Source organism: Halobacillus ihumii, assembly GCF_902726645.1.
GTDB classification, from domain to species: Bacteria; Bacillota; Bacilli; order Bacillales; family Halobacillaceae; genus Halobacillus_A; species Halobacillus_A ihumii.
Map to the genome: position 1 here is coordinate 183,933 of NZ_CACVAO010000001.1, position 24,645 is coordinate 208,577.

The following is a 24,645-nucleotide window of genomic DNA, read 5'->3' on the forward strand; positions in this document are numbered from 1 at the left end:
CGATCTATGATTAATCTATGATGAAAGAATGAAAAATAGACCAGGTTTACGAGAGTTTTGGCTGTACTTTTCCGTACACTCCTCCTCCTCCTTCTGCAATGGTCAATTCACCTGCTCTCATGGCGAGTATGGACGCTGCTACGTTCTTAGGTATAATCTCTATCATTTCTTCAAAGCTTGCTTCATGAATGATAGACATTTCTGTCCCAAAGGCATCAAGTATTTTCTCATACGTTTTCTTCCCGACCCCCGGTAGATAATCTAAAGGAACTTGATAAATATAGTCAGGGCGGGCCGGGACAGTAGAATCGCTTGTACTCAATTCTTCAATTCGATCGGCCACACCTTTCACCATCTTTCTTGATCCACACGCTTCACAAGACTTGTCATCAGGAGAACCCGGGTGGAAGCAAGCGGCACAAACTGTTCTGTGATATTTGCCCAATTTTGGATTCATTCCAAAGTTTTTTCTAATGCCTCTGCCATCCGACTGTCTAAGCGCTTTGCCAAATTCTAAAAAAGTAGGTTCTTTCACCTCGACAAGCTGATATTCTCTTGCCAGTCTGATCGCGGAATGAGCATCTGAATTTGTAACAAAGGGATACTCATGAAGTTCTTCAATTTGATCAGCCATATCGGAATCAGAACTCAGTCCCAGTTCAATTCCATCTATAATGTCAGGATGAAATACTTCCCTCAGACTACTCCTTACCCCCTTGCCATACATACTCTTAAATGGGGTGAATACATGAGCTGGAATGAACCATCCTCCATGAGAATGAACATATTCTTGCAGTTCCCTTCCTGTTCCGTAGAATCGCTGTGAACTTAAATTGATATTTGTCATCTTATAAGATAGCCACTCTGTGAATGCTTCCATTTTCGCAAGGGATGGAAAATAACAAAGCACGTGAATTGGACCATTGCAAGCCGCATCATAAATTTCAATTTCAGAACCGAGAATTAGCACTGTTTCTTCAAAACGAATTCCGCCATCTTTAAGTTCTTCTGCTCCCCCTTCTTTTATCAGGTGTACAAGCTCCTCCTGGACAGCTGGTACATGAGCATCAATAACCCCTACAATATCAAGCCCTTTTCTCCGGCTGGCTTCCTCAAGAATCGCTGTAATTGTCAATGACTTTGACCCGGTAATTTTCACTGGATTTCCAAGCCAATCACTTCCTACATGAACATGAAGATCGGCGAAACATTTTTGTAAGCTCATATAGCTGTTCCTTTCAGTTTTAAATAGAGTAATGCATAAGCTGTCTTAGCATCGTGAATTCGCTGCTCATTGACAAGCTGCTCCGCTTCCTCTAACGTCAACTCCTGCATTTCAACAAACTCATCATCATCTAAGTCTGCCGCTCCTTTTAGCGGCTTCAATTGGTCTGTATAATAGAGGTGAACAAGCTCATCAGCAAATCCTGGGGAAGTATAAAAGGAAGTGATTAATTCCAATTGATCCGTCGAGTAACCTGTTTCTTCCTCTAGTTCTCGTAACGCGGTCACTTCCGGCTTTTCTCCGCTCTCAAGCTTTCCTGCAGGGATTTCTAAAATGCTTTTTTCAAGCGCTTTACGATATTGTTCTACAAATACAATTTTACCTTCTTCCGTCAAGGCTATAATGGCTACAGCCCCTGGATGTTTAATTAATTCCCGTTTGGATGTTTGTCCATCGGGTAAAGTAACACTATCAACTTGCAATTGTACGATCTTACCTTTATATATAATTTCTGTATGAGTTGTTTTTTCTTCAAATTTATTCAAAAACTTTGTCATCCTCTCTTCTATCTTTATGTTAGTTTAACATAGAGGGAATTATACTCTGCAAAACTATATCATCTACATCAATTGAAAGGGAGATAATATGAATAAACGTCAACTAGGAACATCCAATTTATATGTTTCGGAAATCAGCTTAGGCTGTATGTCACTTGGACAGGATAAGCAGCAAGCTAAATCCATTATAGACAAGGCTTTAGATGCTGGGATCAACTACTTAGATACAGCCGACCTTTATGATTTCGGTATGAATGAGGAAATAATAGGAGAGGCCATTCAAGGCCGCAGGGAAGATTTACTGCTTGGCACAAAAGCAGGCAACCATTTCAAGCAAGGAGAAGAAGGCTGGTCATGGGATCCATCTAAGGCTCATATCAAAACGGCCGTCAAAGACAGTCTGCAGCGTTTAAAAACAGATTACATTGATCTATACCAGCTGCACGGAGGCACTATTGATGACCCAATTGATGAAACGATTGAAGCGTTTGAAGAGTTAAAACAAGAAGGGTTGATTCGTGAATACGGTATTTCTTCTATTCGGCCAAATGTAATCCGAGAGTATGTGGAAAAATCAAATATAGTCAGCGTGATGATGCAATATAATGCATTAGACAGAAGACCTGAAGAAGAGATTCTCGATCTGTTGAAAGATAATCAGATCAGTGCTTTAGCACGGGGACCACTAGCAAAAGGCATGCTCTCTTCTAAAGGAGAAGAAGTAGCTCGAGTGAAAGCTAATGACGGATTTCTGGATTATAGTTATGATGAAGTTCTCACTATTTCAGAGAAATGGCAGCAGTTGGCGAATGACCAACGTTCAGCTTCTTCTCTCGCCCTTGGTTACATTTTACACCACCCCGCTGTAGCCACAGCTGTATTTGGAGCAAGTTCCATAGAACAGTTGAACGAGAACGTAAGCTACCTTGAGTCATTACCGCTTACGAAACACTTGTATGAAGACATACAGGCGCTGACAAAGCCCATTACTTACCAGAAGCATCGGTAAACCTTCCCATGTTAGCGAAAAAACGCCCACCTTATAAGGATGGGCGTTTATTTCTTAAACGATTTCCAATCGAGTTCACTTTCATTTAGCAGTTGTTCGAAACTTTTGTTTTCTTCTTTTCTTTTCCTTTCCTCCGCTCTCCGCTGCCGATCTTGTTCCAGCTTTTCTTCTTCTACATGTTTGAGCTCTGACTTTTTGGCTCGAAGCTTATCAAGAACCTCCTGATTCAGATGCTCACTAACTAGATCTTGCTGCTTTTTTCTATTACTCATAGCGGCACCTCATTTTTGATCGTACCGGTAGGGATAATTGGATTTAGGATGCCTTCAGGGCTGCTTAAACGGAAGAACCCTTTACTCGTGAAATCCAATTTCATATCAGCTTTAAAAAACGTAGCCTGCTGCCGGTCAATGATCACCTTAAAGTTTTCATTCTCAATTGTTTTATCGGTATCCTTATACATAGTATCCGTTAACCTGACCGTTGGCTGACCGTTTGCTCCGCAGCCTAACCCGTCTGTATCATAAAATAATCGCAGAAATGAATGATTTTCCTCTTGTAACTGGTTAAGCTGTTCATTTGCAGCATGTGTTATCGTTAACTTCATCCTTTATTCCTCCCAATTATCTTTATCGTAAGAAAAACGTCATGGGTTGTGCAATAAATTTGCTTTAAAACCACTTTTTTTGAACTTAAGGGCGTCCTTACAATTACTTTAAAGGGCGTCAGCCAAAGAAGAGATGATTTATTTTTTATTAAATTGCCGTTTAAGAGCATGTTCGACCAGTCCTGGAGCTAATTGATAAGCTTTGCTGCCTGAATCCATCCAGGCGGGCAAATTGATTTCTCTCCGCTGAGTAAATAACTGTTTTACAACAGTAAGGCCTACCTTATTAGGATCCAGCATCATGTTCTCAACCGCTTTCTGATAACCTCCTGAAGGGTCAGCCGACTTAAAGAAATTAGTTCGTACAGGTCCGAGGTTTACCGAGGTCACGTAAACCCCATCTTTTTCAACTTCCATCCGAAGTGCATTTGTAAATCCAATGACCGCATGCTTTGATGCTGAATAAACAGATGATTTTGGAGTAGCTATTTTTCCTGCTTGTGAAGCAATGTTTATAATATGTCCTTGTTTTCGACTTAGAAACCTCGGTAAAAGCTGATGGGTAGTTCTAATGAGTGACTTTACATTTACAGCGAGCATCCGATCAATATCCTGCCATTTCGCTTCAGAAACATAATCAAAAACGGCCATGCCAGCATTGTTTATAAGGGCATCTATCGGTCCGTGTTCAAAACAGATCCGATCAATAACGTCTTTCCAGTCAGCATCATTCGATAAGTCCGCTTCATACCAATAGCATGGCACCTCAAACGCCTGTTGAACATGATGTGAAATAATTCGCAATCTGTCTACCGATCGTGCAGCAAGGATAGGAGTACCTCCTCTCCTTGCAACGTGGATAGCTAAATACATTCCGATTCCGCCAGAAGCTCCGGTTATTAAGATTTTTCTTCCTGCTAATTGTCTTTCCATACCATCACCTGTTTACATAATATATTTTTCGTCTATTTTCAATAGTCGTTTGAACGAGTTGCTGGTGTTCTAAATAATCTAGCTGACCAATCGTTTCGGACATGGTCAATCCGAATTGACTTTCTATTTGCTTCGGAAACAGTTTTTGACAAACTTCATAGGCACATAAAGGCGTTGCTTGAACCATTGCAAGCACTTTATAAGCACGTTCAACTTGTCTCCTTAATCGCCTATGAACAAGGTCCATAACTTGATCAAAAGTCTCACCGTGCCCTGGATAAACGGTATGAACATGATAATCGGCTATCTTTTCCATAGACTCCCTGTATTGTATTAAAGGTCTGGGGCGTTCCTCCCCTTCTATGTAAGAAGGTTCAAGCAATGGATTGGATGATATATGTGCAAGTAAATGATCTCCTCCCAGTAAAGCACCATCTGGTTCTCTCACGAAAGACAAATGTGATTGAGCATGACCGGGAGTTTCAATCACCTGCCAATCCTCATGTCCTGGCAAGTGGTCTCCTTCGAGCAATTCTTGTGTCAAGGTCCCTTTCGAACTTAGCTTCAAAGGATTGCGTAACCCCTTCAGGAAACTGAAATACTGTGATGGAACACCAGATTCAACATACATTTTTTCAAAGAACTTTTCATACCTGATGAAGAATTGTTCCTCCCTCTCCAGCCACGGCCGAACTTTAGCATGAGCAGCCACGTTTTGAACTCGAGGAAGGTACTCAATGAGCCCCATGTGATCAGGATGATGATGGGTCAGTATTACTTGTTCAATATCCTTTGGACTATAGCCTAATTGCTTTAATTGTGTCTGTAAAGCCTGCCAGGCCTCATCTGTTTTCACTCCTGCATCCACAAGTGAGAGCAGGTCGCCTGCTATCAAATAAGTATGAACATCGCCGACTGCGTATGGCGTCGGCAATGTAAGTTTGTGTATTGTATCTTTCAAGGTTTTCATAAATCATCCTCCACATAATGAATCGCTGTTCATTTATTTTTAATTGTAGCATGATTTAGAAATATATCCACCAGAATGCACTTCTCATACATTGCTCTGGATTCTAAGATCGAAAGAAGTAGTGAATGGTTTCCGTTACTATTTTGGGAAGTTGCTCAAAACTATACGGAAGCTGTAATCGTTCTGTCCATTGGTGTGCATCCTTGCCCAGTGGACCAATGTTAATAATAGGCATCGTCAACGATTCCATGACATTCGCTGGCAAATTAAATCCCTTCCCTTGGATTGGCATTTGTCTCAGCAGTTCTTCTAGAGGAGATTGTCGGGAAGCCGGACCGATAAAACTTAAGTCAGACAAGCCGGGAAAATATTCTTGTTCCGACACAACTACATCAAACTCTTTTTCTGCAAAAGCGATCGCCTGTTTAGCAGCCCGTTGAATAAGTGGATCCTCACTGGAAGAGACTGCCGGATAAAAAGGCGGACTGTAAAACAGGACAATCATAGGAGTAATGTCTTTACACAAAGAGGCTAATTGCTGGACAAGTAACGTGGAAAAGTCACGGTCTCCTTTATCACGCTGTTTGATCAATAAATTTTGCCGCCGCTCCACTTCAGATTTTCCATGACGTTGAACAGCCTCGTTATACAATTGATCGTAAGTGAAAATATGAATGGACGGATCAAACGAGGAGGTCTGTGTCGACTGCAAATAATAAGATGCCTGTTTAGCATAATGTGAAATAATATTTTTCTTAGCCCTTTCCGCAGCCTGAAGCATTTTATCATTCAGCTCGCTGATGGTTTGCTTCATGTAAAGAACGTTATACATTGTCACAGCAGCTTGGGGAGTCTGAACAGAATATTCTTCTTTAAGATCCCGCTGCATTAAACTGATGGGAGGCGGCGTCCTCTCTCCATTCACTTCCTCTATAAATGTCTCGTTTAATTCTAATTCTTTTGCCAAATAACTAATCATCAGATTAGCATTCAGACCTCCGAACGGCTCTCCAGCATGAGTTTCTTTTCCATAACATAAAAAACCCGGAAGCACTTTTCCTATCGAGCCGGTGTAAAGGTAATACGATGGGTCGCCCGGATATTTACTAAACATAGGTTCACCATTAATGGTTGTCTTATATTCCAAATCCTCTTCCTGTTTCATTTTTTCAAGTACAGGAAGAGCTGTCAGCATCCCTTTAGAATTCACTTCTTCATCCGGAACAGCTAAAAGCAGCAGATTTCCTTCAAACTCACCGTTCATCGCCTTTTCAAGTAATGATAAATGAACGACAAGCCCAGCCTTCATATCCATTGTGCCTCGCCCAAACAACCAATCACCGGTTTCTAAATCGTCAGCAGCATCTTCAGGAAGCTCATCGAGATCTTTCCGGAATTCCTGAGTCAGTTCCTTCGGGTAAAAAGCCAGGTTTTCCCATGAACCATAATCCTGAACAGATACTATATCAGCATGAGAGAGAAGGACAATCGTTTCTTTGGCATTCCCGCTTTTCACTAATGCTGTTAGAAGCTGACGTCCATCATCTAACGGATGAAGGGTGAGGTGCGATGGATTGTTTTTATAATAATCATGATCTTCTAAAATATAATATAAGTATTCAAAGATTGCGATTTCGGCTTTAGTTCCTGTAATACTCGGGTACTCCACTAGAGAACAAAGAAGATCGGTTAATTGCTGCTTCGTCTGCCATTTGTTCATATGCTCATACTCCTTTTTTCATTGACTTTTCTTTAAGAATAAACCACAATCAAAACGTAACTAATCGAAGAGGTGACTATCTATGACCAGAACCATGATTTATGCTCATAGAGGCGCAAGTAAGCTTGCTCCAGAAAATACAATGCCTGCATATGAAATAGCTAGTGAATCTGGAGCCGATGGACTTGAGATTGATGTTCAGCTGACAAAAGATAACATCCCAGTTCTTATTCATGATGAAAATGTCCGCCGCACGACCAATGGTACAGGCTTTGTGCACGATTATACATACGATGAAATTAAGAGACTAGATGCCGGCAGCTGGTTTTCTTCTAAATTTTCTGATTGTTCCATTGTAACACTTGATTACTTTTTACGCTGGTTTAAAAATCAGTCTATGAAGTTGAATGTCGAGTTAAAAACAAACGTAATCGAATATAAAAACATTGAACAGATGGTGTATGATCATTTAAGCTATCATCGGCTGCTGGATCACACTGTGGTTTCAAGCTTCAACTTAGCAAGTGTAGAAAAAATAACAGCAATTGATCCAAATGTACAAACAGCTTTTCTAACCTCAACTAGAAGACGGCACCTCCCAAAGTTTGCCCGCACCCATGGAGCTTCTTCCCTGCATGTAAAATACCGTATGCTTGATAAGACTCTTGTGAAACAGTGTCATCATCACCGAATGCCTTTACGTGTTTACACAGTAAATCGTCCAAGCTGGATGACAAAATGCTTCAAACTGGGCTGTGAAGGCATTTTCACGGATGTCCCGCACGAAGCTGTGGAATTCCGTAAGTTATTTGAATCGAAAAAGTAATTTTACCTGTCAAACTTGGAACAACGAATAGAATATGCCACACCACCGATAATATGGAATGGTTGTTTATCGGTGGTGTTATTTATTTCAATTCTAAATCGGTTCCTTTTCGATTAAGGTTCCTCCAATCCTTAATTCAAATTATTAGCGCACCCGCACTTCTTTTGGTATTTTGTTATTATGGTTTGTTAAAAGTTTCCGATTTCACTTCCGGCGCTGACACCAGTTGGAGAGTGCAACAAAAACGAGGGATCCCCGTTCACTTGGCCTTTTCCTACATAAAAAATTCACGTGTATCCATTAAAATCAGATGGTATGATGAGAAGGAAAGGAGGTCTTTTATATGGAATTGTTTTTTCTTGGAACAGGTTCAGGCGTTCCTTCAAAAAAGCGAAATGTGTCGTCATTAGTGTTAAGGATGCTTGAAGAGCGTGGAACAATATGGGTCTTTGATTGCGGGGAAGCAACCCAACATCAAATTTTACATACAACAATTCGTCCACGTCGTATTGAAACGATATTTATCACACATTTACACGGGGATCACTTATATGGACTTCCAGGATTGTTAAGCAGCCGTTCCTTTCAGGGAGGAGAAACGCCCGTTACAGTATACGGCCCTAAAGGTCTCAAGGAATATATAGATGTCAGTTTAAAGGTCAGTGGCACCCGCTTACGTTACCCTTTGCAGGTAGTCGAAGTATCCGAAGGGATCCTTTTTGAAGATGGAAAATTTACCGTCCATGCGATAAAGCTAAATCATGGATTAGAAAGCTATGGCTATATCATTAAAGAGAAAGATAAGCTCGGCGAACTGCTGCCGGATAAGCTTAAAAAACTTGGGATCCAGCCAGGGCCGATATACCAGCATATTAAGGAAAATGAAGTTACAACATTAGAAAATGGACAAGTCATTAATCGGGAAGACGTAATTGGTCCTCCTAAGCGAGGAAAGAAAATTGCGGTCTTAGGTGATACCAGATACATACCTGAGTTAAGTGAACAATTGCACGGTGTTGATACACTTGTCCATGAGGCCACTTTTGCAAGCGAAGAAGAAACAATGGCCTATGATTATTTTCATTCCACAGTCAGCCAAGCCGCAACACTCGCCAAAAAAGCTTGTGTTGGAGAGCTGATCTTAAATCATATATCCTCTAGATACCACGGGACGGCTATCAAACAACTCGAGCAGGAGGCCAGGGCCATTTTCCCAAGGACAACCATTGCCTCTGACTTGTATCAGCATGCAATTGAGCGAACTGAATAGGAGGATCCTCAATGGATACACTCGGAGTGGCTGCCTGCTTATGGCGGAGGAACCAGGGATGATATGAACGATCCATAACCATTCAGGGGGAGTTGGGAATGAGCTTTTTATGATTACGAGATATTCGACCCTACTCTTCCTCTGGTGACATTTGATACAATAGAAGCAGTAAGCTAGGTAGCCAAATTGAAATCGATTACCGAGTTCTTCAATATTGAAAATTAATCAATAGGTTGTTATTGTAACTAGTTAAAAATGCGGCGAACCTTAGAGTGAAATCTCTTAGGAGTCGTGTTTTTTGTTTGAATGCAAATGAGAAACGATCTACGATTTCGGGAGGAGGTTAGCTTCATGCAAGACACAATACGCAGAATGATATTTTACTTTTTAGGAATTATCATATTAACATTTGGTATCGCGTTAACGATCCAATCGAAGTTAGGCACTTCTCCCTTTGATGCCCTTCTCGTCGGATTGTTTCGAACGTTCGGACTGACCGTGGGCAGCTGGGAAATCGTTGTCGGTCTCACCATGATCTTATGCAATGCGCTGGCAGAAAAGCGCCGTCCAGAATATATGGCTTTGCTCACTTCTTTAATTACTGGTATATCAATAGATGGATGGCTGTTTGCCATAGATGAATGGGCGGCACCCGAAACACTGTTAACCCAGTCTGTTTGCTTGTGTATTGGTATCATTTTCAGTGCACTAGGGATAGCGGTCAATTTACAAGCTGATTTCGCACCTAATCCATTTGATCGTTCTATGCTAGTAGTCAGAAATTTAACGGGCTGGAATGTTTCTGTATCGCGAGCAGTTATCAGCATAGTTCTCATCTTGCTTGCCGCCGTATTTAACGGAGCTATAGGTGTAGGTACAATTATCATTACCTTTATAAGCGGTGTACTTATCCATCTATTTACTCCCTATGTTTCACGGGCTGATCAATTTTTTGCAAATCGTCATGGATATACAAAGAAGCATGCGTAATTACGCATGCTTCCGTCTTTAGTCCTGCTGTTTTTTCAGAGCTTCCTGAAGTGACACATTTTTTAATTTTCGTTTAGAAAAATAGAGCGAAAGCCAATAAGTCCCCATCATGATGACAAATCCAAGACTAGTCATGACCCAGTTCAAATTAACGGGCATTAAAAAGCCTGTTTGTTCAACGAGAGAACCCATCATCCCTCTAATCGCCATTATCCCAATAGGAATAGCAACGAAATAGAAGATGACCACAAGTGGTGTGTACACATTTAAAACAAGTTTCGCTATCTCGTCGTCGTGATAGCCGAGCACCTTAAATAATGAAATCGAAGGGGTGTTTTCCTCTACGATGAGATTCGTCAATAAAGTTAAGACAATAACACCGATTAGAACGGCGAAAAACGCCATTATAAAAATAGAATAACGTGTAGGTTTGGACATAGCTTCAAAACTATCAATCACCTTTTGTTTATTCTCAATTTTATAAATATTGTGAGTGTTAACAGGCTTTTCATTTTGCCAGACAGCAGAATAGGATTCTTCAGGATATCCTAGAAATTCGGCCATTGCAGCTCTTGATAAGTAGACATTAGTGCCAATATAAATATTGGTTATCCCTGCAATGCTCACTTGAAGTTCCTGATCATTTAAAGAATTCACTAACGTAATGCTGTCCCCTGTCGAAACATTTAGAACAGATGCTGCCGGCTCACTAATGATAACGCCTTCTGAGAGACAGCTATTCAACTTTTCCTCATCATTGAATAGTTGAACATGTGTAGTTTGTTCTTCCATTCCAAACCCAGTCAGATTAACCTCTTCTCCCTTCACAGAAAGTTCAGAGACCAGAAATGGACTTTTGCTGCCACTTACCCCATCTGTACGAATTGATTGATAATAGACCGCATAGTCATAAGTCAATATCTTTTTATATGTTGTATCAACCAAATCATCCATGGCCTGGGCCATAGTAAACCCGAATAAAAGCAAAATTGTGGAAAACATTACACCAAGAAACATGTAAAACACTCTTGCTTTCCTTCTAAACAGAAGTCTTAGACGAAATTTATTCACAAACCTCAGACGCTTCAAAAATGGAAGCTTTTCAAACCTGGACTTCTTACCACTGGCTACCCCCTTCGAATGTAATAATGAAAGAGGCGAAACTTGCAAACTTCTGTTGACCACTGCAAACGTGACTAGTAATAATAACAGAACAGGGATGACAAACCCGATTACTAGAACCATTGGACTCCAGTCAAATAAGGTGATTGCCGGCAAGTTAAAATACGTTCCATAAAGGTTGGTAATAGGAATCGAAAGTACTCCGCCTGCCAACAGACCAAGAGTTGAACCTGTAAAACTGACGAACATTGCGTAACCTATATAATGAAGACTGAGTTCACGTCTACTGTACCCTAACGCCATCAAAGTCCCAATTTCTTTTCGTTGCATATCAATAAGACGCTTCATTAATATAAGAATCATAATAATTGACAATCCCAGAATAAATAACGGAAGTGCGGTAACTGTCGCATGCGCTGCTTCAATTTCAGACTCTACAAATTGAATGCGAGCATTATCGCTGCTTGGCACAAATTGCAAAAGCGATACATCATTTGTAATAGCCGACCGAAAATGTTCTGGAACTTTTCCATCTTTAGTTAGTCCTAAAACCTCCGTTTGCAATGCTTCCGAAAAGTGCTGTAAGGTATTCTCAGCTGTGACCCCAACACCAAATTGCTCACGATTACTTAGGATATCTGTTTGTTGTTCTATCATATAAATGTAATCAGGTAAAAAAACGTATCCAGTAACTGTCGCTTCTTTAGAGCCTATTTTAATTCGATCACCGATTTCAAATCCATGTGTGGAAGCATATCCCTCTGCAATCGCAATTTCTCCAGGTTGATCAGGACGTTCCCCTTTAGAATAATAAGGAATGTTAATCTGATCTGTCGCTTCAAACAGTCTCAGCGTCGATTCTGCTACTTTAAAATCATGGTGTTGTCTTGTTTCCAGGACAACGTCAAATTCTTCTCCCCATTCGTCGATCAGATCATGTGATAATGACTCACCAGGAACAAAATGAAAGCTCTCCTGGTTATGTTCAGAAGAAAACTGCTTATTTCTATTTTCTAATGTCGATATCGCCATCGACAACGAAACATAAAGCATGACAGATAAAAATAATAACAGGATCGCACCACTATACTGCCATTTTCGCTGCTTAAGATTGCGTGGAATCGATTTTCGTAAAATCATGCCCATGTCACCTTCTCTGGATCAATCGGGTTGTCATTTTCTACCTTCTCAACGATTTCACCGCTCTTCATTTTGATTGTAATATCAGCCATGTCCCCTATCCCTTGGTTATGAGTAATAATCAATACAGACGTCCCGAACTGATCGTTGGCTCTTTTAAGTAATTTTAGAATCATTTTACCTGTTTCTTCATCCAATGCTCCTGTTGGTTCATCACATAACAAAAATTCTGGGTTTTTAATTAAAGCACGGGCAATTGCTACTCGCTGTTGTTCCCCACCGCTGAGCTGATAAGGAAACTTATCTTTTTTATCCCACATTCCCACCTCTTCCAGCATTTCTTTAAGCTCAAGCGGATGCTCACTTAACTCTCTCCCCACTTCTACATTTTCTTCAACAGTCAATGTTGGTATTAAATTATATTGTTGAAAAATAAACCCTGCATACTTTCTGCGAAATTCAGTTAACTGTTTATTCGTTAAGGTTTCAAGCTGCCGTCCAGCTATTTCAACTTCCCCAGATTGATGGCGGTCAATTCCTCCTATTACGTTCAGTAAAGTCGATTTACCTGAACCAGAAGGCCCCATAATCGTAACAACTTTATGATCAGGAATTGTAAAACTAGCGTCCCGAAGAGCTGATATGGTTACTTCTCCACTCTTATATGTTTTATCCACTCCTTGTACACGAATCACCATTCCATTCACTCCTTTAATTATGAAACATTTAACATTGAATATTTCATTTCTATGTTTATCTTACATGACAAATGCATCCACTACAAATACTTTTTGAAATAAACTACCTTTTATATTTCATTTTTTGTCTATTAAGCTTTACTAAGCTCGTGTAACTAAAATAAACCTTTTTCTATACCTAGAATCCTTTTAAAAAATTAATAAGAAGTAAAGCTTTTACACAAAATAACAAGGAACGAATAATAACGGTAAAGGGTGTATATCATGAAAGTTGCAGAATTACTTGTAAAGTGCCTCGAGAATGAAGGTGTAGAATACATTTTCGGGGTCCCTGGAGAAGAAAATATCGATCTTATGGACGCCCTCCTTGGGTCAAAGATCGAGTTTATTGTCACTCGCCATGAAACGAGTGCGGCCTTTATGGCAGGGACATACGGAAAGTTAACAGGGAAACCAGGGGTCTGTCTCGCCACACTTGGTCCTGGTGCGACGAACTTATTAACCGGTGTAGCCAATGCAAATATGGACCATTGTCCATTGATTGCGATAACAGGGCAAGCTGGCATGAATCGTCAGCACAAGATTTCACATCAATATTACGATCTTGTCGATATTTATGAGCCTGTCACGAAGTGGAATGCACAAATTAAAACGGCTGAAATTGTCCCTGAAATAGTGAGAAAAGCCTATCAAGTGGCGGGCCAGGAAAAACCTGGTGCCACACACATTGATCTGCCTGAGGATATTGCAGGAATGGAAGTAGATGCAGAACCGCTTCTCATTACAGGTCATGCAATTCCTCAATCCGATGAAAAAGTGATCCAAGAAGCAGCTGCTCTCATTAACGATGCCAAATATCCACTTATCCTTGCTGGTGACGGTATTACACGAGCCCAAGCCACAGATCTATTTCGCAAATTTGTGAAAGAAACTCAAATTCCTGTCGTACACTCATTTATGGGAAAAGGATCTCTTTCATGGAAAGAAAATTTAAGCTTGATGACCGCAGGGATAAGCGGCAAGGACCATATTACATGTGGGTTTGAACGCTCAGATTTAATTATTTGTATCGGATTTGACATGGCTGAGACGCCACCAAGAAATTGGAATCCTGATGGAGCTACAAAGATCTTACACATTGATACAGAAGAAGCTGAGATTGATTCATGTTACCCAGTAGCCTTAAATGTCGTGGGAAATATTAAGGAAAACATTGAAGAACTCTCAAAAGTTGTGTCCCACAAAGAAAGAGATCTTGATTGGGTTTCCACCATAAGAACTCAAATCTTAGATGAGTTCGAGCATTATAAGCAGGATGATGGATTTCCCATCAAACCACAAAAAATTATTTCTGACCTTCGTGACGTATTAGGAGATCGAGACATAGCAATTTCGGATGTAGGAGCACATAAGATGTGGATGGCACGAATGTATCACACAGCTGAACCAAACACTTGCCTCATATCGAATGGCCTGGCCTCCATGGGGGTAGCCGTTCCAGGTGCAATCGGTGCAAAGATGGCTCTACCTGATAGAAATGTAGTCGCTGTCTGCGGGGACGGTGCTTTTCAAATGACCGGAGCAGAATTAGAGACAGCGGTCCGACTTAATCTCCCTATCGTCATTTTGTTGTGGAGGGATGACGGCTATGGACTGATCGAATGGCATCAAATGAAGAAGTTCGAGCGCGCTTCCCATATTAGCTTCGGCAATCCTGATTTTGTCCAGCTTGCAAAATCGTACGGATTTGAAGCGATGAAGATTGAGAAAACAAAAGAATTGAAACCAACTTTGGAACAAGCTATAGCCATGAACAAGCCAGTGTTGATTGATTGTCCCGTGGATTATAGTGAAAACATGAAACTGACTGAGAAACTGAAAAACATTAACTGCTGAAGAGGTGATCCCATGAAAATTGGTTCCATTATAAACGGCCAAGAATTCAAAGAAGAACATCGTGAAACATTATCTGTCTTCAATCCTTATAATCAAGAAAAAGTAGCTGAAATTTCCTTGGCAGGAGTCGAAGATGTGAATAAGGCAATCGATCAAGGCTTTAAAACCTTTCATAGCACAATGAAGACGATGCCTGCCTATAAAAGGTCGAATATATTACTCAAGACCGCAAACCTGCTTGAAGACAGAAAAGAATCCTTCGCCGAAATCATAGCTAGGGAAGCAGGCAAGCCGCTGAAATACAGTCGTGGTGAAGTGGATCGTGCTGTACAAGTGCTTCGTTTTGCTTCAGAAAAAGCGAAACATATTTATAGTGAAGTGATTCCTATGGACGCAGCTGTTGGAGGAGAAAATCGTTTAGGATTTACCAAACGGGCTCCCCTTGGAGTTGTCTCAGCGATTACTCCGTTTAACTTCCCGCTTAACCTGTCCCTTCACAAACTGGCACCTGCTATAGCTGCAGGTAACGTAGTGATATTTAAGCCAGCTGAGAAAACACCTGTTTCAGCTTATATGCTTGTCCAATTGTTCCATGAGGCCGGCCTTCCGACAGGAGCGTTGAACCTTATTATGGGCAAAGGTGAAGTTGTCGGCGACGCCCTTGTACAACATGACAAAGTTCAGAAAGTTACTTTTACCGGGAGCCTGCCTGTAGGGAAGAATATACGAAAAAAGGCCGGGTTTAAAAAAGTTACCTTGGAACTTGGCTCCAATTCCCCAAACATTCTTTTTGATGACGCTGATATGGAGCAGGTGGTTGAAGACCTGGTAAAAGGGGCATTTGCTTTTTCCGGTCAAGTTTGTATATCAGCCCAGCGAATCTATGTTCACCATTCCCTTTATGATTCATTCCTAAAGGAATATGTTAAGCAAACAGAAGCACTGACGGTAGGTGATCCGCTAAATGAAAATACTGATTTTGGGCCTATGATCAATAAGGAAGCTGCAGAAAGAGCCAAAACATGGATCGATGATGCTGTCTCGAATGGAGCAAGGATTGCAACAGGCGGGGAACTTAAAGAAACGATGTTGTCACCTACTATCATGACTGACGTAAAAAGCGATATGAAAATTATTGCTGATGAAGTTTTTGCCCCCATAGTTTCAGTCATTCCATTTGAAACAGAAGAAGAAGTCGTTAAGCATTCAAATGATTCCGTTTACGGCTTGCAGGCGGGCGTATTCACAAAGGATATTAATCGTGCCCTCCGTGTTGCGGATAAACTTGAGATGGGCGGTGTGTGGATTAATGAAATTTCAACGTACCGCCAGGACAATCACCCATACGGTGGCGTGAAACAAAGTGGTATTGGACGTGAAGGCGTCAAATATGCCATAGAGGATATGACAGAACTAAAATTCATTGGCATTAACTTGAATGAAAAAAGACTATGACAACAACGTCATAGTCTTTTTCGTTACTCATTTCATGTCATTGTGGTTGGCTTCCATATCAGAGTCTTTAATCCATCCCCGTGCCTCCATCGCCTTAACGAGGTGATTAATCCCCACCATATAAGCCGCATCCCTCATACGGCATTTTTTATCATTTTTCATTTCCAGTACTTTCTCAAAACCAAACAGCATATGTTCCTCCAGCTTTTGGTTCACTTCTTTCTCTTTCCAATAATAGTTCATCGTATTCTGAACCCATTCAAAATACGATACCGTAACACCGCCGGCATTACAAAGAATATCAGGAATCACGAATACTCCTTTTTCTTCAAGAATCTTATCTCCATCAGGAGTCGTTGGACCATTGGCCGCTTCGGCTAGGATTCTCGCTTGTATATTCTCGGCTGTTTCCTTCGTAACTTGATTTTCAATAGCTGCAGGAATAAGGATATCTACAGGAAGCCCGAACATTTTTTCATTCGTGATCGACTCTGCATCAGAAAAATCTGAAGCGTAGTTTTTACCACCTTTTACAAATTCAAGCAATGACGGAATATCAATTCCCTCTTCGTTGTATATTCCTCCACGGGCATCTGTAATGGCTACAATCTTTACCCCTAGTTGATGCAAAAACTTAGCGGTCATACTTCCTACATTACCGAAACCTTGGAGAGCAGCTGTAGATTTACTTAATTCCAGATCTAATACTTTAGCAGCTTCACGAATTGTAAAAACAACACCTCTTCCTGTAGCTTCCAATCGTCCTAGAGAACCACCGAGAACTACCGGTTTACCAGTAATCATCCCAGGAATGTTATAGCCGCGCAGCTGATCAAATTCATCAATCATCCACCCCATAACTTCAGGACTTGTATTAACATCAGGAGCAGGTATATCCTTTTGCGGCCCAATGATCGGTGTAATTTTTCGAATGTAGGTACGGCTTAGTGTTTCGAGTTCCTGTACGGAAAGTTTTTCGGGGTCGACAATAACCCCTCCCTTTCCGCCGCCAAATGGAATATCCACGATCGCCGTTTTTAAAGACATCCAGATCGAAAGGGCTTTTACCTCATCCACGTTAACATTTGGATGGAACCTGATTCCACCCTTCGTAGGCCCTAGTATATCAATGTGTTGGGAGCGAAAACCTGTGAAGTTTTGAATCGTTCCGTCATCCATTCGAATCGGAAGTGATACTTCCAGAACTCTCAAGGGCTTTTTCAGTACATGATAAACATTTTCGTCTAACCCAAGCTCTTTTACAGATTCCCGAATTAATCCTTTCACAATATCATACGGATTGTGATCATGTGTGGTAATATCTGATTCAGCTTTATCTTGATTCTGCTTTTCTTCTTCCATGTCCAATCACCTCTAGTCTATGATCTCTCTTTCTAAAATTCCAATAAGTTCATCTTTTTATACCAAAACAAGAAAGGAAGGAAAGAAGGAAAGAAGGAAAGCAAATCAATGGCGTGTATCTTCAGGTTATTTATTTTTAAAGTCATCTAAAAAGTCTTTCTGAAAACTGGTCGTCACTCTGGCATCTGATGGATTTTTCAATTTTTGAAAAGGATTATGCCCGTACTTTTCTGTTAGTGTATCAATCACTTGATACAGCTTTTCCTTACCCGCATGCTGCTGATAGCTAAATAAGTCGAGTTGCTGGGTAACCTCAGCTTGCTCCACTAAATCTTGGGCTGTGATACCAAGTAGTCTGATAGGCTGTTGGTTCCAATGCTCATCAAATTGGTGAAAAGCTGCTTGAAAAAGTTCGTCTGCCGTTTCTATAAAGTCAGGAAGCTGGCGGCTTCTTGTTATCGTTTTACGATCGTGATAGCGGATCATCAGTTGCACATTTCGAGCCAGCACACTCTTTTTCTTCATTCGTGCCTCTACCTTTGCTGCCAGCCTTCTCAGAACTTGTCGCACTTCAACTTCGTCCGTTGTGTCGTGAGGCAATGTAGTTGAAGTGCCAATACTTTTAAACTCATGAACTGCTTCCGGGTCTACTGGGCGATTGTCAATCCCATTCGCTCTATTCTGTAACCGCTCTCCATTAATTCCAAGCACACTTTTCAGTTCGATTACTTGATGATTGGCAAGATCACCAATTGTCTCCACTTTCATTTTTCTAAGTTTGCCTGCCGTTTTCTCTCCAACTCCGTACATCTCTTCAATTGGCAGCGTCCAAAGCTTATTAGGAAGGTCTCTCTTACGTAAAATGGTGATCCCCATAGGTTTTTTCATATCTGAAGCCATCTTAGCTAAGAACTTATTGGGCGCAATTCCGATACTGCAAGGTAAATCAAGCTCATTCTTTATCCTTGATTGAATTCGATTCGCAATTTCAGGCGGTGACCCCTGTTCATGACAAGCCGTAATATCCATATAACCCTCATCAATGGAGACAGGCTGAATCATGTCCGTCACTTCGGCAAGAATCTTAAACATTTCCTTAGAAGCTGCTCGATACCTTTCAAATGTAGGAGACATCACGATTAAGTCTTTGCAAAGCCGTCTTGCTTCCCCTACTGGCATGGTCGTTTTTACACCGTATTTCCTGGCTTCATAACTGCTTGTAACGACTATGCCGCGACGCTCTTCAGGATTCCCGGCAATCGCCAGCGGCTTACCTTTTAGGGAAGGGTCAAAAGCCATTTCAACCGATGCATAAAAACTATTCATATCGACATGAAAAATAACCCGGCCATTTTTAGGGTACCACTTTGACATAAAAATCCTTCCTTTTTCGAACGGTTGTTCTTATAGTATACCATAACAAAAGACAGCCATGGTTTACATGGCTGTCTGACTTCCTGACATTTTATTTATTTGCTGCTTCATCAATAATGGCTGTTACGAACTCAGCAATTTTGACTAACTCTCCAACAGGCATTCTTTCATTGGTTGTGTGAATTTCCTCATAGCCTACTGCCAAATTAACCGTCGGGATGTTGTGGCCGGCAATGATGTTTGCATCACTACCGCCGCCGCTCGTTAGTAATTTGCTTTCACGACCAATTTGTTTGGCTGCTGTTCGGGCCACTTCTACCACATGATCGCCTTCCTGCTGTTTAAAACCTGGGTACATAATATCAACTTGGAGTTCGACTTCTCCGCGCATCTCATCAGCTGTTTGAATAAAAGCCTGTTTCATTTTTTCTACTTGCTCATTCATTTTGTCAGGCACAAGTGAACGGGCTTCTGCTAGGATTTCAACGTGGTCGCAAACGATATTCGTTTGTTTTCCGCCTTCAAAACGGCCAATATTTGCCGTCGTTTCTTCATCAATACGTCCTAGCGGCATTTTAGCTATAGCTTTAGAAGCAAGTGTAATAGCTGATACCCCCTTCTCCGGTGCGAGACCTGCATGAGCTGTACGTCCTTTGACAGTCGCATTAATTTTCGCCTGAGTAGGAGCAGCTACGATAATATTCCCTACCTGTCCATCGCTGTCAATGGCGTAACCATATTTCGCCTTTAAGTGAGAAGGATCAAGAGCCTTTGCACCGACAAGTCCGCTTTCCTCTCCAACTGTAATAATAAATTGCAGATCACCGTGTTCAATATTTTGTTCTTTGATCGAACGAATAGCCTCCAATATTGCTGCTAAACCAGCTTTATCATCTGCCCCAAGAATGGTTGTTCCATCGGTCACGATATAGTCACCTTCAATAGTTGGTTTCACCTGATTGCCGGGAACAACTGTATCCATATGGGAGGTGAAGTAAATCGTGTCGACACCCTCTTTTGTTCCCTTTAAATTACAAATTAAGTTTCCAGCTCCATGTCCAGTCTTATCTTTCGCATTATCTTCGAACACCTCAAGACCAAGGTCCTCGAATTTTTTTGTCAATACTTTAGCAATAGTTGCTTCATCTTTTGTTTCGGAATCTACTTGAACGAGTTCAAGAAATTCCTCAATTAAACGATCTTTATTCACAGCTGCCATCATTTCTACCTCCCAATGTATCTATGTAAAAACTTATCCCTTCTAGTACGTTAGCGCAAACTGCGGCAAAGTGTCAATTAGAGAGGAATATTTCCATGTTTTTTATAAGGACGGTCTTCGTGTTTATTTTTCAGCATGTCAAGCGCCTTAATTAGTGTTGTTCTTGTTTCTCTTGGATCTATCACATCGTCAACCATTCCAAGCCCTGCCGCTACATACGGGTTTGCAAAACGCTCTCGATATTCATTGATTTTGTTCTGTCTTGTTTCTTCAGGATTCTCGCTGTCTTTTATATCTTTAGCAAAAATAATATTGGCTGCCCCTTCTGGTCCCATCACGGCAATCTCTGCGTTCGGCCAAGCATAAACTAGGTCAGCTCCAATAGACTTACTATTTAAGGCCACATAGGCTCCGCCATACGCCTTACGCGTAATAACCGTTAATTTGGGCACTGTAGCCTCAGAGTAAGCATATAAAATTTTCGCCCCGTGTCGAATGATTCCTCCATGCTCCTGCTTAATGCCCGGGAAGAATCCAGTAACATCCTCAAAAGTAATGAGAGGAATATTAAAGGAATCACAAAAGCGAATAAACCGAGCAGCTTTATCACTCGAATCAATATCCAAACCGCCTGCCATATACTTAGGCTGATTACAAACGAGCCCTATTGTCTTCCCTTTCAACCGGGCAAAACCTACAACGATATTTTTAGCAAAATCTTTATGGATTTCAAAAAAGGATCGCCCATCGACTACCTCTTCGATAATAACTCGGACATCATAGGGCCTGATTGGGTCAAAAGGGATTTTATCCGTTAAATCCGGACGATAATCCTCTTCGTCAGCTACCTCAATGGGTTCGGGTTTCTCCTTATTATTAGCTGGTAAATAACGGACTAAATCTCGAACAGCATCAAGAGCAGATGCTTCATCCTCTGTCTTAATATGAGCATTTCCACTCAACGTGTTGTGAACATCAGCTCCCCCCAAATCCTCCGCTGAAATTTGTTCACCAGTTACTGTCTCAATTACCTTTGGTCCCGTAATGAACATTTGCGATGTTTTTTCCACCATAATGACAAAATCAGTGATAGCAGGAGAATACACGGCTCCACCTGCACAAGGGCCCATTATGACTGAAATTTGCGGAATTACGCCAGAATAAATCGAGTTACGATAGAAGACTTGTCCATACCCATCAAGGGATGATACCCCTTCTTGGATACGTGCACCGCCAGAGTCATTTAATCCTATAAAAGGGGTGCCATTTTTAGCGGCGAGATCCATAACTGCTGCAATTTTTTTGGCATGCATTTCACCAAGCGCTCCCCCGTATACAGTAAAGTCCTGGGCGAATAAATAAATATCCCGTCCCTCTATTTTTCCAAATCCGGTCACTACCCCTTCTCCAGGTGCATCATTTCCGTTCATGCCAAAATCACTTTGACGATGCTCAATGAAAGGATTAAGTTCAATAAAGCTGCCTTCATCTACTAAATATTCGATTCGTTCCCTGGCGGTCCATTTCCCTTTGTCGTGCTGTTTGTTGATTCGTTCATCACCGCCGCCAAGTTCGGACTGTCTTCTTTTATCATAAAGTTCGTTAATTTTATCATAAATGTCCATTTTTACTGCTCTCCCTTCGGATTTGTTAATTCAAAGAGGACACCGCCGGAAGCCCTCGGATGTAGAAAGGCGATTTGACTATCGTGTGCTCCTTGCTTCGGTTCCGTATTAATCAACGGGATACCTTCCTCTTGATATTGCTGAAGACGCTTAGAAATGTCGTTCACCTCTAAAGCAATGTGATGAATTCCCTCGCCTTTTTTTGAAATGAACTTACGAATAGGAGATTCATCGCTTAGCGGTTCAAGCAATTCAATTCGCGTTTCGCCGATAGGAAGAAAAGCAACCCTGACCTGCTCTGAAGTTACTTCTTCTACAGCCTCGACTTCAAGCCCCAATGTATGTTGGTAAAAAGCTAAGGATTGTTCGATATTCTCAACAGCAATCCCTATATGAGAAACTTTCTCAGGGGCAGATCTTGTTTCCCGATTCATTAGCTGCTTAATATAGATAGCCGTTGCATCAGTAGGAGCCCCGCTTGTGAATATTTTCCTAACACCCTGTGCCTCCAAATGAGGGATATCTTCAGCAGGAATTACACCGCCGCCGATAACGGGGATGTCAGAAGCTCCTTCGTTTTCAAGAGCTGCAACCACTTTTGGAAAAAGTGAGTTGTGAGCACCCGACAAGGAAGAAAGGCCTACCACATCCACATCCTCCTGTACAGCTGCTCGGGCAATTTGCACTGGGGATTGACGTAACCCCGTATAGATGACTTCCATTCCATGATCTCTTAAAGCCTGGGCTATAATCAGCGCTCCTCTGTCATGTCCATCCAGACCTGGTTTAGCGATCAGTACGCGTATAGGTTTCATTTTCCATCATCCTTCCTACATTCCTGTATACTCTCCAAATTCCTCACGAAGTACGTTAGCTATTTCACCTACTGTTGCATAAACCTTCACAGCATCAACGATATGGGGCATAACATTATCGTTCGCCTTGGCGGCCTGTCGAAGCTCTGCAAGGCAACGCTCTACTCGTGCCTGATCCCTAGTACTGCGAATGTTATGTGTCTTACTAATCTGATCAGCTTCAAGCGCTTCATCAACCCGCAGCAAGTCAGGATTCACTTCTTCTTCCAGTTTGTACTCGTTTAGGCCAACCACAATATCTTCCTTGGATTCAATGCGTTTCTGAGCTTCATATGCTGTTTGGTGAATTTCTCTTTGCATAAAACCCTCTTCGACGGCTTGAACAGCTCCGCCTAATTCTTTAATACGCTCAAGATATTTATTAACCTCGGTTTCGATCTCATCGGTTAATGCTTCGACATAGTGAGAACCGCCCAACGGATCAATCGTATCGGCTACACCACTTTCCTGAGCAATAATCTGCTGAGTTCTTAAAGCTATCCTTGCCGAATCTTCTGTTGGCAGAGCTAATGCCTCATCACGAGAGTTCGTATGTAAGCTTTGGGTACCACCCATCACAGCGGCTAGAGCCTGCACTGTCACACGAACGATATTGTTATCAGGCTGCTGTGCTGTTAACGTGCTGCCGCCTGTTTGTGTATGAAAACGCAGCTTCCAGCTTTTCGGATTTTCCGCTTTGTAATGATCTCTCATTATTTTTGCCCAAATGCGTCTGGCTGCGCGAAACTTTGCTGCCTCTTCGAAAAACTGATTGTGAGCATTGAAGAAGAAAGCCAGCCTTGGAGCAAATTGATCTACCTCGAGACCTGAATCAATCGCTGCCTCTACATAAGCCATCCCATTCGCAATCGTAAAAGCGACCTCTTGTACGGCTGTTGAACCAGCTTCACGAATATGATACCCGGAAATACTGATGGTGTTAAATTTAGGTAGATGCTCATGGCAGTAGCCAAAAATATCAGTGATAAGTCTCATGGACTGTTTCGGTGGGTAAATATATGTACCACGTGCAATATATTCCTTTAATATGTCATTTTGAATTGTCCCCGTTAGCTTTTCTGGACTAACTCCTTGTTTCTCGCCTACAGCAATATACATCGCTAGTAGAATAGACGCCGGGGCATTAATCGTCATGGAGGTACTAACTTGATCGAGCGGGATTTGATCAAACAATTGCTCCATATCAGCCAGTGAATCGATCGCCACTCCGACCTTGCCGACCTCCCCTTCTGCCATCGGATCATCCGAATCATATCCAATTTGTGTAGGAAGATCAAAGGCTACGGACAAACCTGTCTGTCCTTGGTTTAATAAATATCTAAATCGCTGGTTTGTTTCCTCAGCAGAACCGAATCCAGCATACTGGCGCATCGTCCAATACCTGCTACGATACATGGTGGGCTGGATTCCCCTTGTATAAGGAAATTGACCCGGGAAACCAAGATTCTCGGTATATGTCTTATCCGGTTCGATCGGCGTATATAATTGATCGATTTCAATTTCTGAACTTGTTGTAAAGGTTTGTTTGCGTTCAGGGAAACGCTTTTCTGTCTTTTTCACATCTTGTTTCCACTTTTCTTTAATCTGTTGAAAATTATTTTGATCCTTCACTTTTCGTTTCCTCCTCCTTAAGAACCTTCCTCTCTAGCATACCAAAAATAAAGCGCTTACGTTTCTTAAAATTACTGGAATTCACAATTATATTGTAAATGATTTTCTTCCCTTGTCCAAAACTAGGATTGCATGTAAAATAATTAAAGGAGATTGTAAAA

21 protein-coding genes are annotated in these 24,645 nt (G+C 41.4%); 6 read left to right on the forward strand and 15 right to left on the reverse strand.

Features of this window, described 5'->3' with window-relative positions; genetic code table 11:
• Nucleotides 1-46: 46 nt before the first annotated feature.
• Nucleotides 47-1,225, reverse strand: coding sequence for an endonuclease Q family protein (locus G6R08_RS01020; RefSeq protein WP_163526292.1), 1,179 nt, complete (start codon nt 1,223-1,225; stop codon nt 47-49).
• Nucleotides 1,222-1,770 carry an NUDIX hydrolase gene (locus G6R08_RS01025; RefSeq protein ID WP_163526293.1) on the reverse strand — a complete coding sequence of 183 codons (549 nt, stop codon included), beginning with the start codon at nt 1,768-1,770 and terminating at the stop codon, nt 1,222-1,224. Before G6R08_RS01025 ends, G6R08_RS01020 begins: the two co-directional genes overlap by 4 nt.
• 100 nt (nt 1,771-1,870) lie before the next feature.
• Here G6R08_RS01025 and G6R08_RS01030 point away from each other — a divergent pair, with 100 nt between their 5' ends.
• Nucleotides 1,871-2,791 (forward strand): aldo/keto reductase, encoded by a 921-nt coding sequence (locus G6R08_RS01030; RefSeq protein ID WP_163526294.1) that lies wholly within the window; start codon nt 1,871-1,873, stop codon nt 2,789-2,791.
• A gap of 47 nt (nt 2,792-2,838) precedes the next feature.
• On the opposite strand, the gene G6R08_RS01035 is transcribed toward G6R08_RS01030, so the two are convergent.
• The 5 genes from G6R08_RS01035 to G6R08_RS01055 form a co-directional block, all read right to left on the reverse strand.
• Entirely contained in the window at nt 2,839-3,063 is a 225-nt protein-coding gene (locus G6R08_RS01035; RefSeq protein ID WP_163526295.1) for a YqkE family protein, read from the reverse strand.
• Nucleotides 3,060-3,398 carry an iron-sulfur cluster biosynthesis family protein gene (locus G6R08_RS01040; protein WP_163526296.1) on the reverse strand — a complete coding sequence of 113 codons (339 nt, stop codon included), beginning with the start codon at nt 3,396-3,398 and terminating at the stop codon, nt 3,060-3,062. Before G6R08_RS01040 ends, G6R08_RS01035 begins: the two co-directional genes overlap by 4 nt.
• 138 nt (nt 3,399-3,536) lie before the next feature.
• Entirely contained in the window at nt 3,537-4,331 is a 795-nt protein-coding gene (locus G6R08_RS01045; RefSeq protein ID WP_163526297.1) for an SDR family NAD(P)-dependent oxidoreductase, read from the reverse strand.
• Between the two features lie 4 nt (nt 4,332-4,335).
• Nucleotides 4,336-5,301: an MBL fold metallo-hydrolase gene (locus tag G6R08_RS01050; protein ID WP_163526298.1), complete on the reverse strand. Its 966-nt coding sequence runs from the start codon at nt 5,299-5,301 to the stop codon at nt 4,336-4,338.
• Between the two features lie 103 nt (nt 5,302-5,404).
• Nucleotides 5,405-7,021 carry a M20/M25/M40 family metallo-hydrolase gene (locus G6R08_RS01055; protein ID WP_163526299.1) on the reverse strand — a complete coding sequence of 539 codons (1,617 nt, stop codon included), beginning with the start codon at nt 7,019-7,021 and terminating at the stop codon, nt 5,405-5,407.
• 82 nt (nt 7,022-7,103) lie between these two features.
• On the opposite strand from G6R08_RS01055, the gene G6R08_RS01060 reads away from it, so the two are divergent.
• The 3 genes from G6R08_RS01060 (at nt 7,104) to G6R08_RS01070 (ending at nt 10,107) form a co-directional block, all read left to right on the forward strand.
• Complete coding sequence (locus G6R08_RS01060; RefSeq protein ID WP_163526300.1) at nt 7,104-7,847, forward strand: glycerophosphodiester phosphodiesterase; 744 nt, start codon at nt 7,104-7,106, stop codon at nt 7,845-7,847.
• A 343-nt stretch (nt 7,848-8,190) separates the two neighbouring features.
• Nucleotides 8,191-9,117: a ribonuclease Z gene (gene rnz, locus G6R08_RS01065; RefSeq protein WP_163526301.1), complete on the forward strand. Its 927-nt coding sequence runs from the start codon at nt 8,191-8,193 to the stop codon at nt 9,115-9,117.
• Between the two features lie 351 nt (nt 9,118-9,468).
• Nucleotides 9,469-10,107, forward strand: coding sequence for a YczE/YyaS/YitT family protein (locus G6R08_RS01070; protein ID WP_163526302.1), 639 nt, complete (start codon nt 9,469-9,471; stop codon nt 10,105-10,107).
• An 18-nt stretch (nt 10,108-10,125) separates the two neighbouring features.
• Here G6R08_RS01070 and G6R08_RS01075 read toward each other — a convergent pair whose 3' ends face one another.
• Together G6R08_RS01075 and G6R08_RS01080 are read right to left on the reverse strand one after the other, a co-directional pair.
• Nucleotides 10,126-12,369, reverse strand: coding sequence for an ABC transporter permease (locus tag G6R08_RS01075; RefSeq protein WP_163526303.1), 2,244 nt, complete (start codon nt 12,367-12,369; stop codon nt 10,126-10,128).
• The gene (locus G6R08_RS01080) at nt 12,366-13,067 is read right to left on the reverse strand and encodes an ABC transporter ATP-binding protein (RefSeq protein ID WP_163526304.1); all 702 of its coding nucleotides are present in this window, start codon (nt 13,065-13,067) and stop codon (nt 12,366-12,368) included. The genes G6R08_RS01075 and G6R08_RS01080 overlap by 4 nt, the downstream gene beginning before the upstream one ends.
• Before the next feature lie 264 nt (nt 13,068-13,331).
• On the opposite strand from G6R08_RS01080, the gene G6R08_RS01085 reads away from it, so the two are divergent.
• Nucleotides 13,332-14,963: an acetolactate synthase large subunit gene (locus tag G6R08_RS01085; protein ID WP_163526305.1), complete on the forward strand. Its 1,632-nt coding sequence runs from the start codon at nt 13,332-13,334 to the stop codon at nt 14,961-14,963.
• Nucleotides 14,964-14,975: 12 nt separating this feature from the next.
• On the forward strand, nt 14,976-16,418 hold the full coding sequence (locus G6R08_RS01090; protein ID WP_163526306.1) for an aldehyde dehydrogenase family protein: 1,443 nt from the start codon (nt 14,976-14,978) through the stop codon (nt 16,416-16,418).
• Between the two features lie 27 nt (nt 16,419-16,445).
• On the opposite strand, the gene G6R08_RS01095 is transcribed toward G6R08_RS01090, so the two are convergent.
• The 6 genes from G6R08_RS01095 to G6R08_RS01120 form a co-directional block, all read right to left on the reverse strand.
• Nucleotides 16,446-17,780, reverse strand: coding sequence for a Glu/Leu/Phe/Val family dehydrogenase (locus tag G6R08_RS01095; RefSeq protein WP_163526307.1), 1,335 nt, complete (start codon nt 17,778-17,780; stop codon nt 16,446-16,448).
• Between the two features lie 126 nt (nt 17,781-17,906).
• Nucleotides 17,907-19,154, reverse strand: coding sequence for a DNA polymerase IV (locus G6R08_RS01100; protein ID WP_163526308.1), 1,248 nt, complete (start codon nt 19,152-19,154; stop codon nt 17,907-17,909).
• 91 nt (nt 19,155-19,245) lie between these two features.
• On the reverse strand, nt 19,246-20,373 hold the full coding sequence (locus G6R08_RS01105; protein ID WP_163531027.1) for a M20/M25/M40 family metallo-hydrolase: 1,128 nt from the start codon (nt 20,371-20,373) through the stop codon (nt 19,246-19,248).
• A gap of 77 nt (nt 20,374-20,450) precedes the next feature.
• Entirely contained in the window at nt 20,451-21,998 is a 1,548-nt protein-coding gene (locus G6R08_RS01110; RefSeq protein ID WP_163526309.1) for an acyl-CoA carboxylase subunit beta, read from the reverse strand.
• Between the two features lie 2 nt (nt 21,999-22,000).
• Complete coding sequence (gene mce / locus G6R08_RS01115; protein ID WP_163526310.1) at nt 22,001-22,813, reverse strand: methylmalonyl-CoA epimerase; 813 nt, start codon at nt 22,811-22,813, stop codon at nt 22,001-22,003.
• A gap of 15 nt (nt 22,814-22,828) precedes the next feature.
• A complete protein-coding gene (locus G6R08_RS01120; protein ID WP_163526311.1) occupies nt 22,829-24,484 on the reverse strand; it encodes an acyl-CoA mutase large subunit family protein in 1,656 nt (551 codons plus the stop codon).
• Between the last annotated feature and the right edge of the window lie 161 nt (nt 24,485-24,645).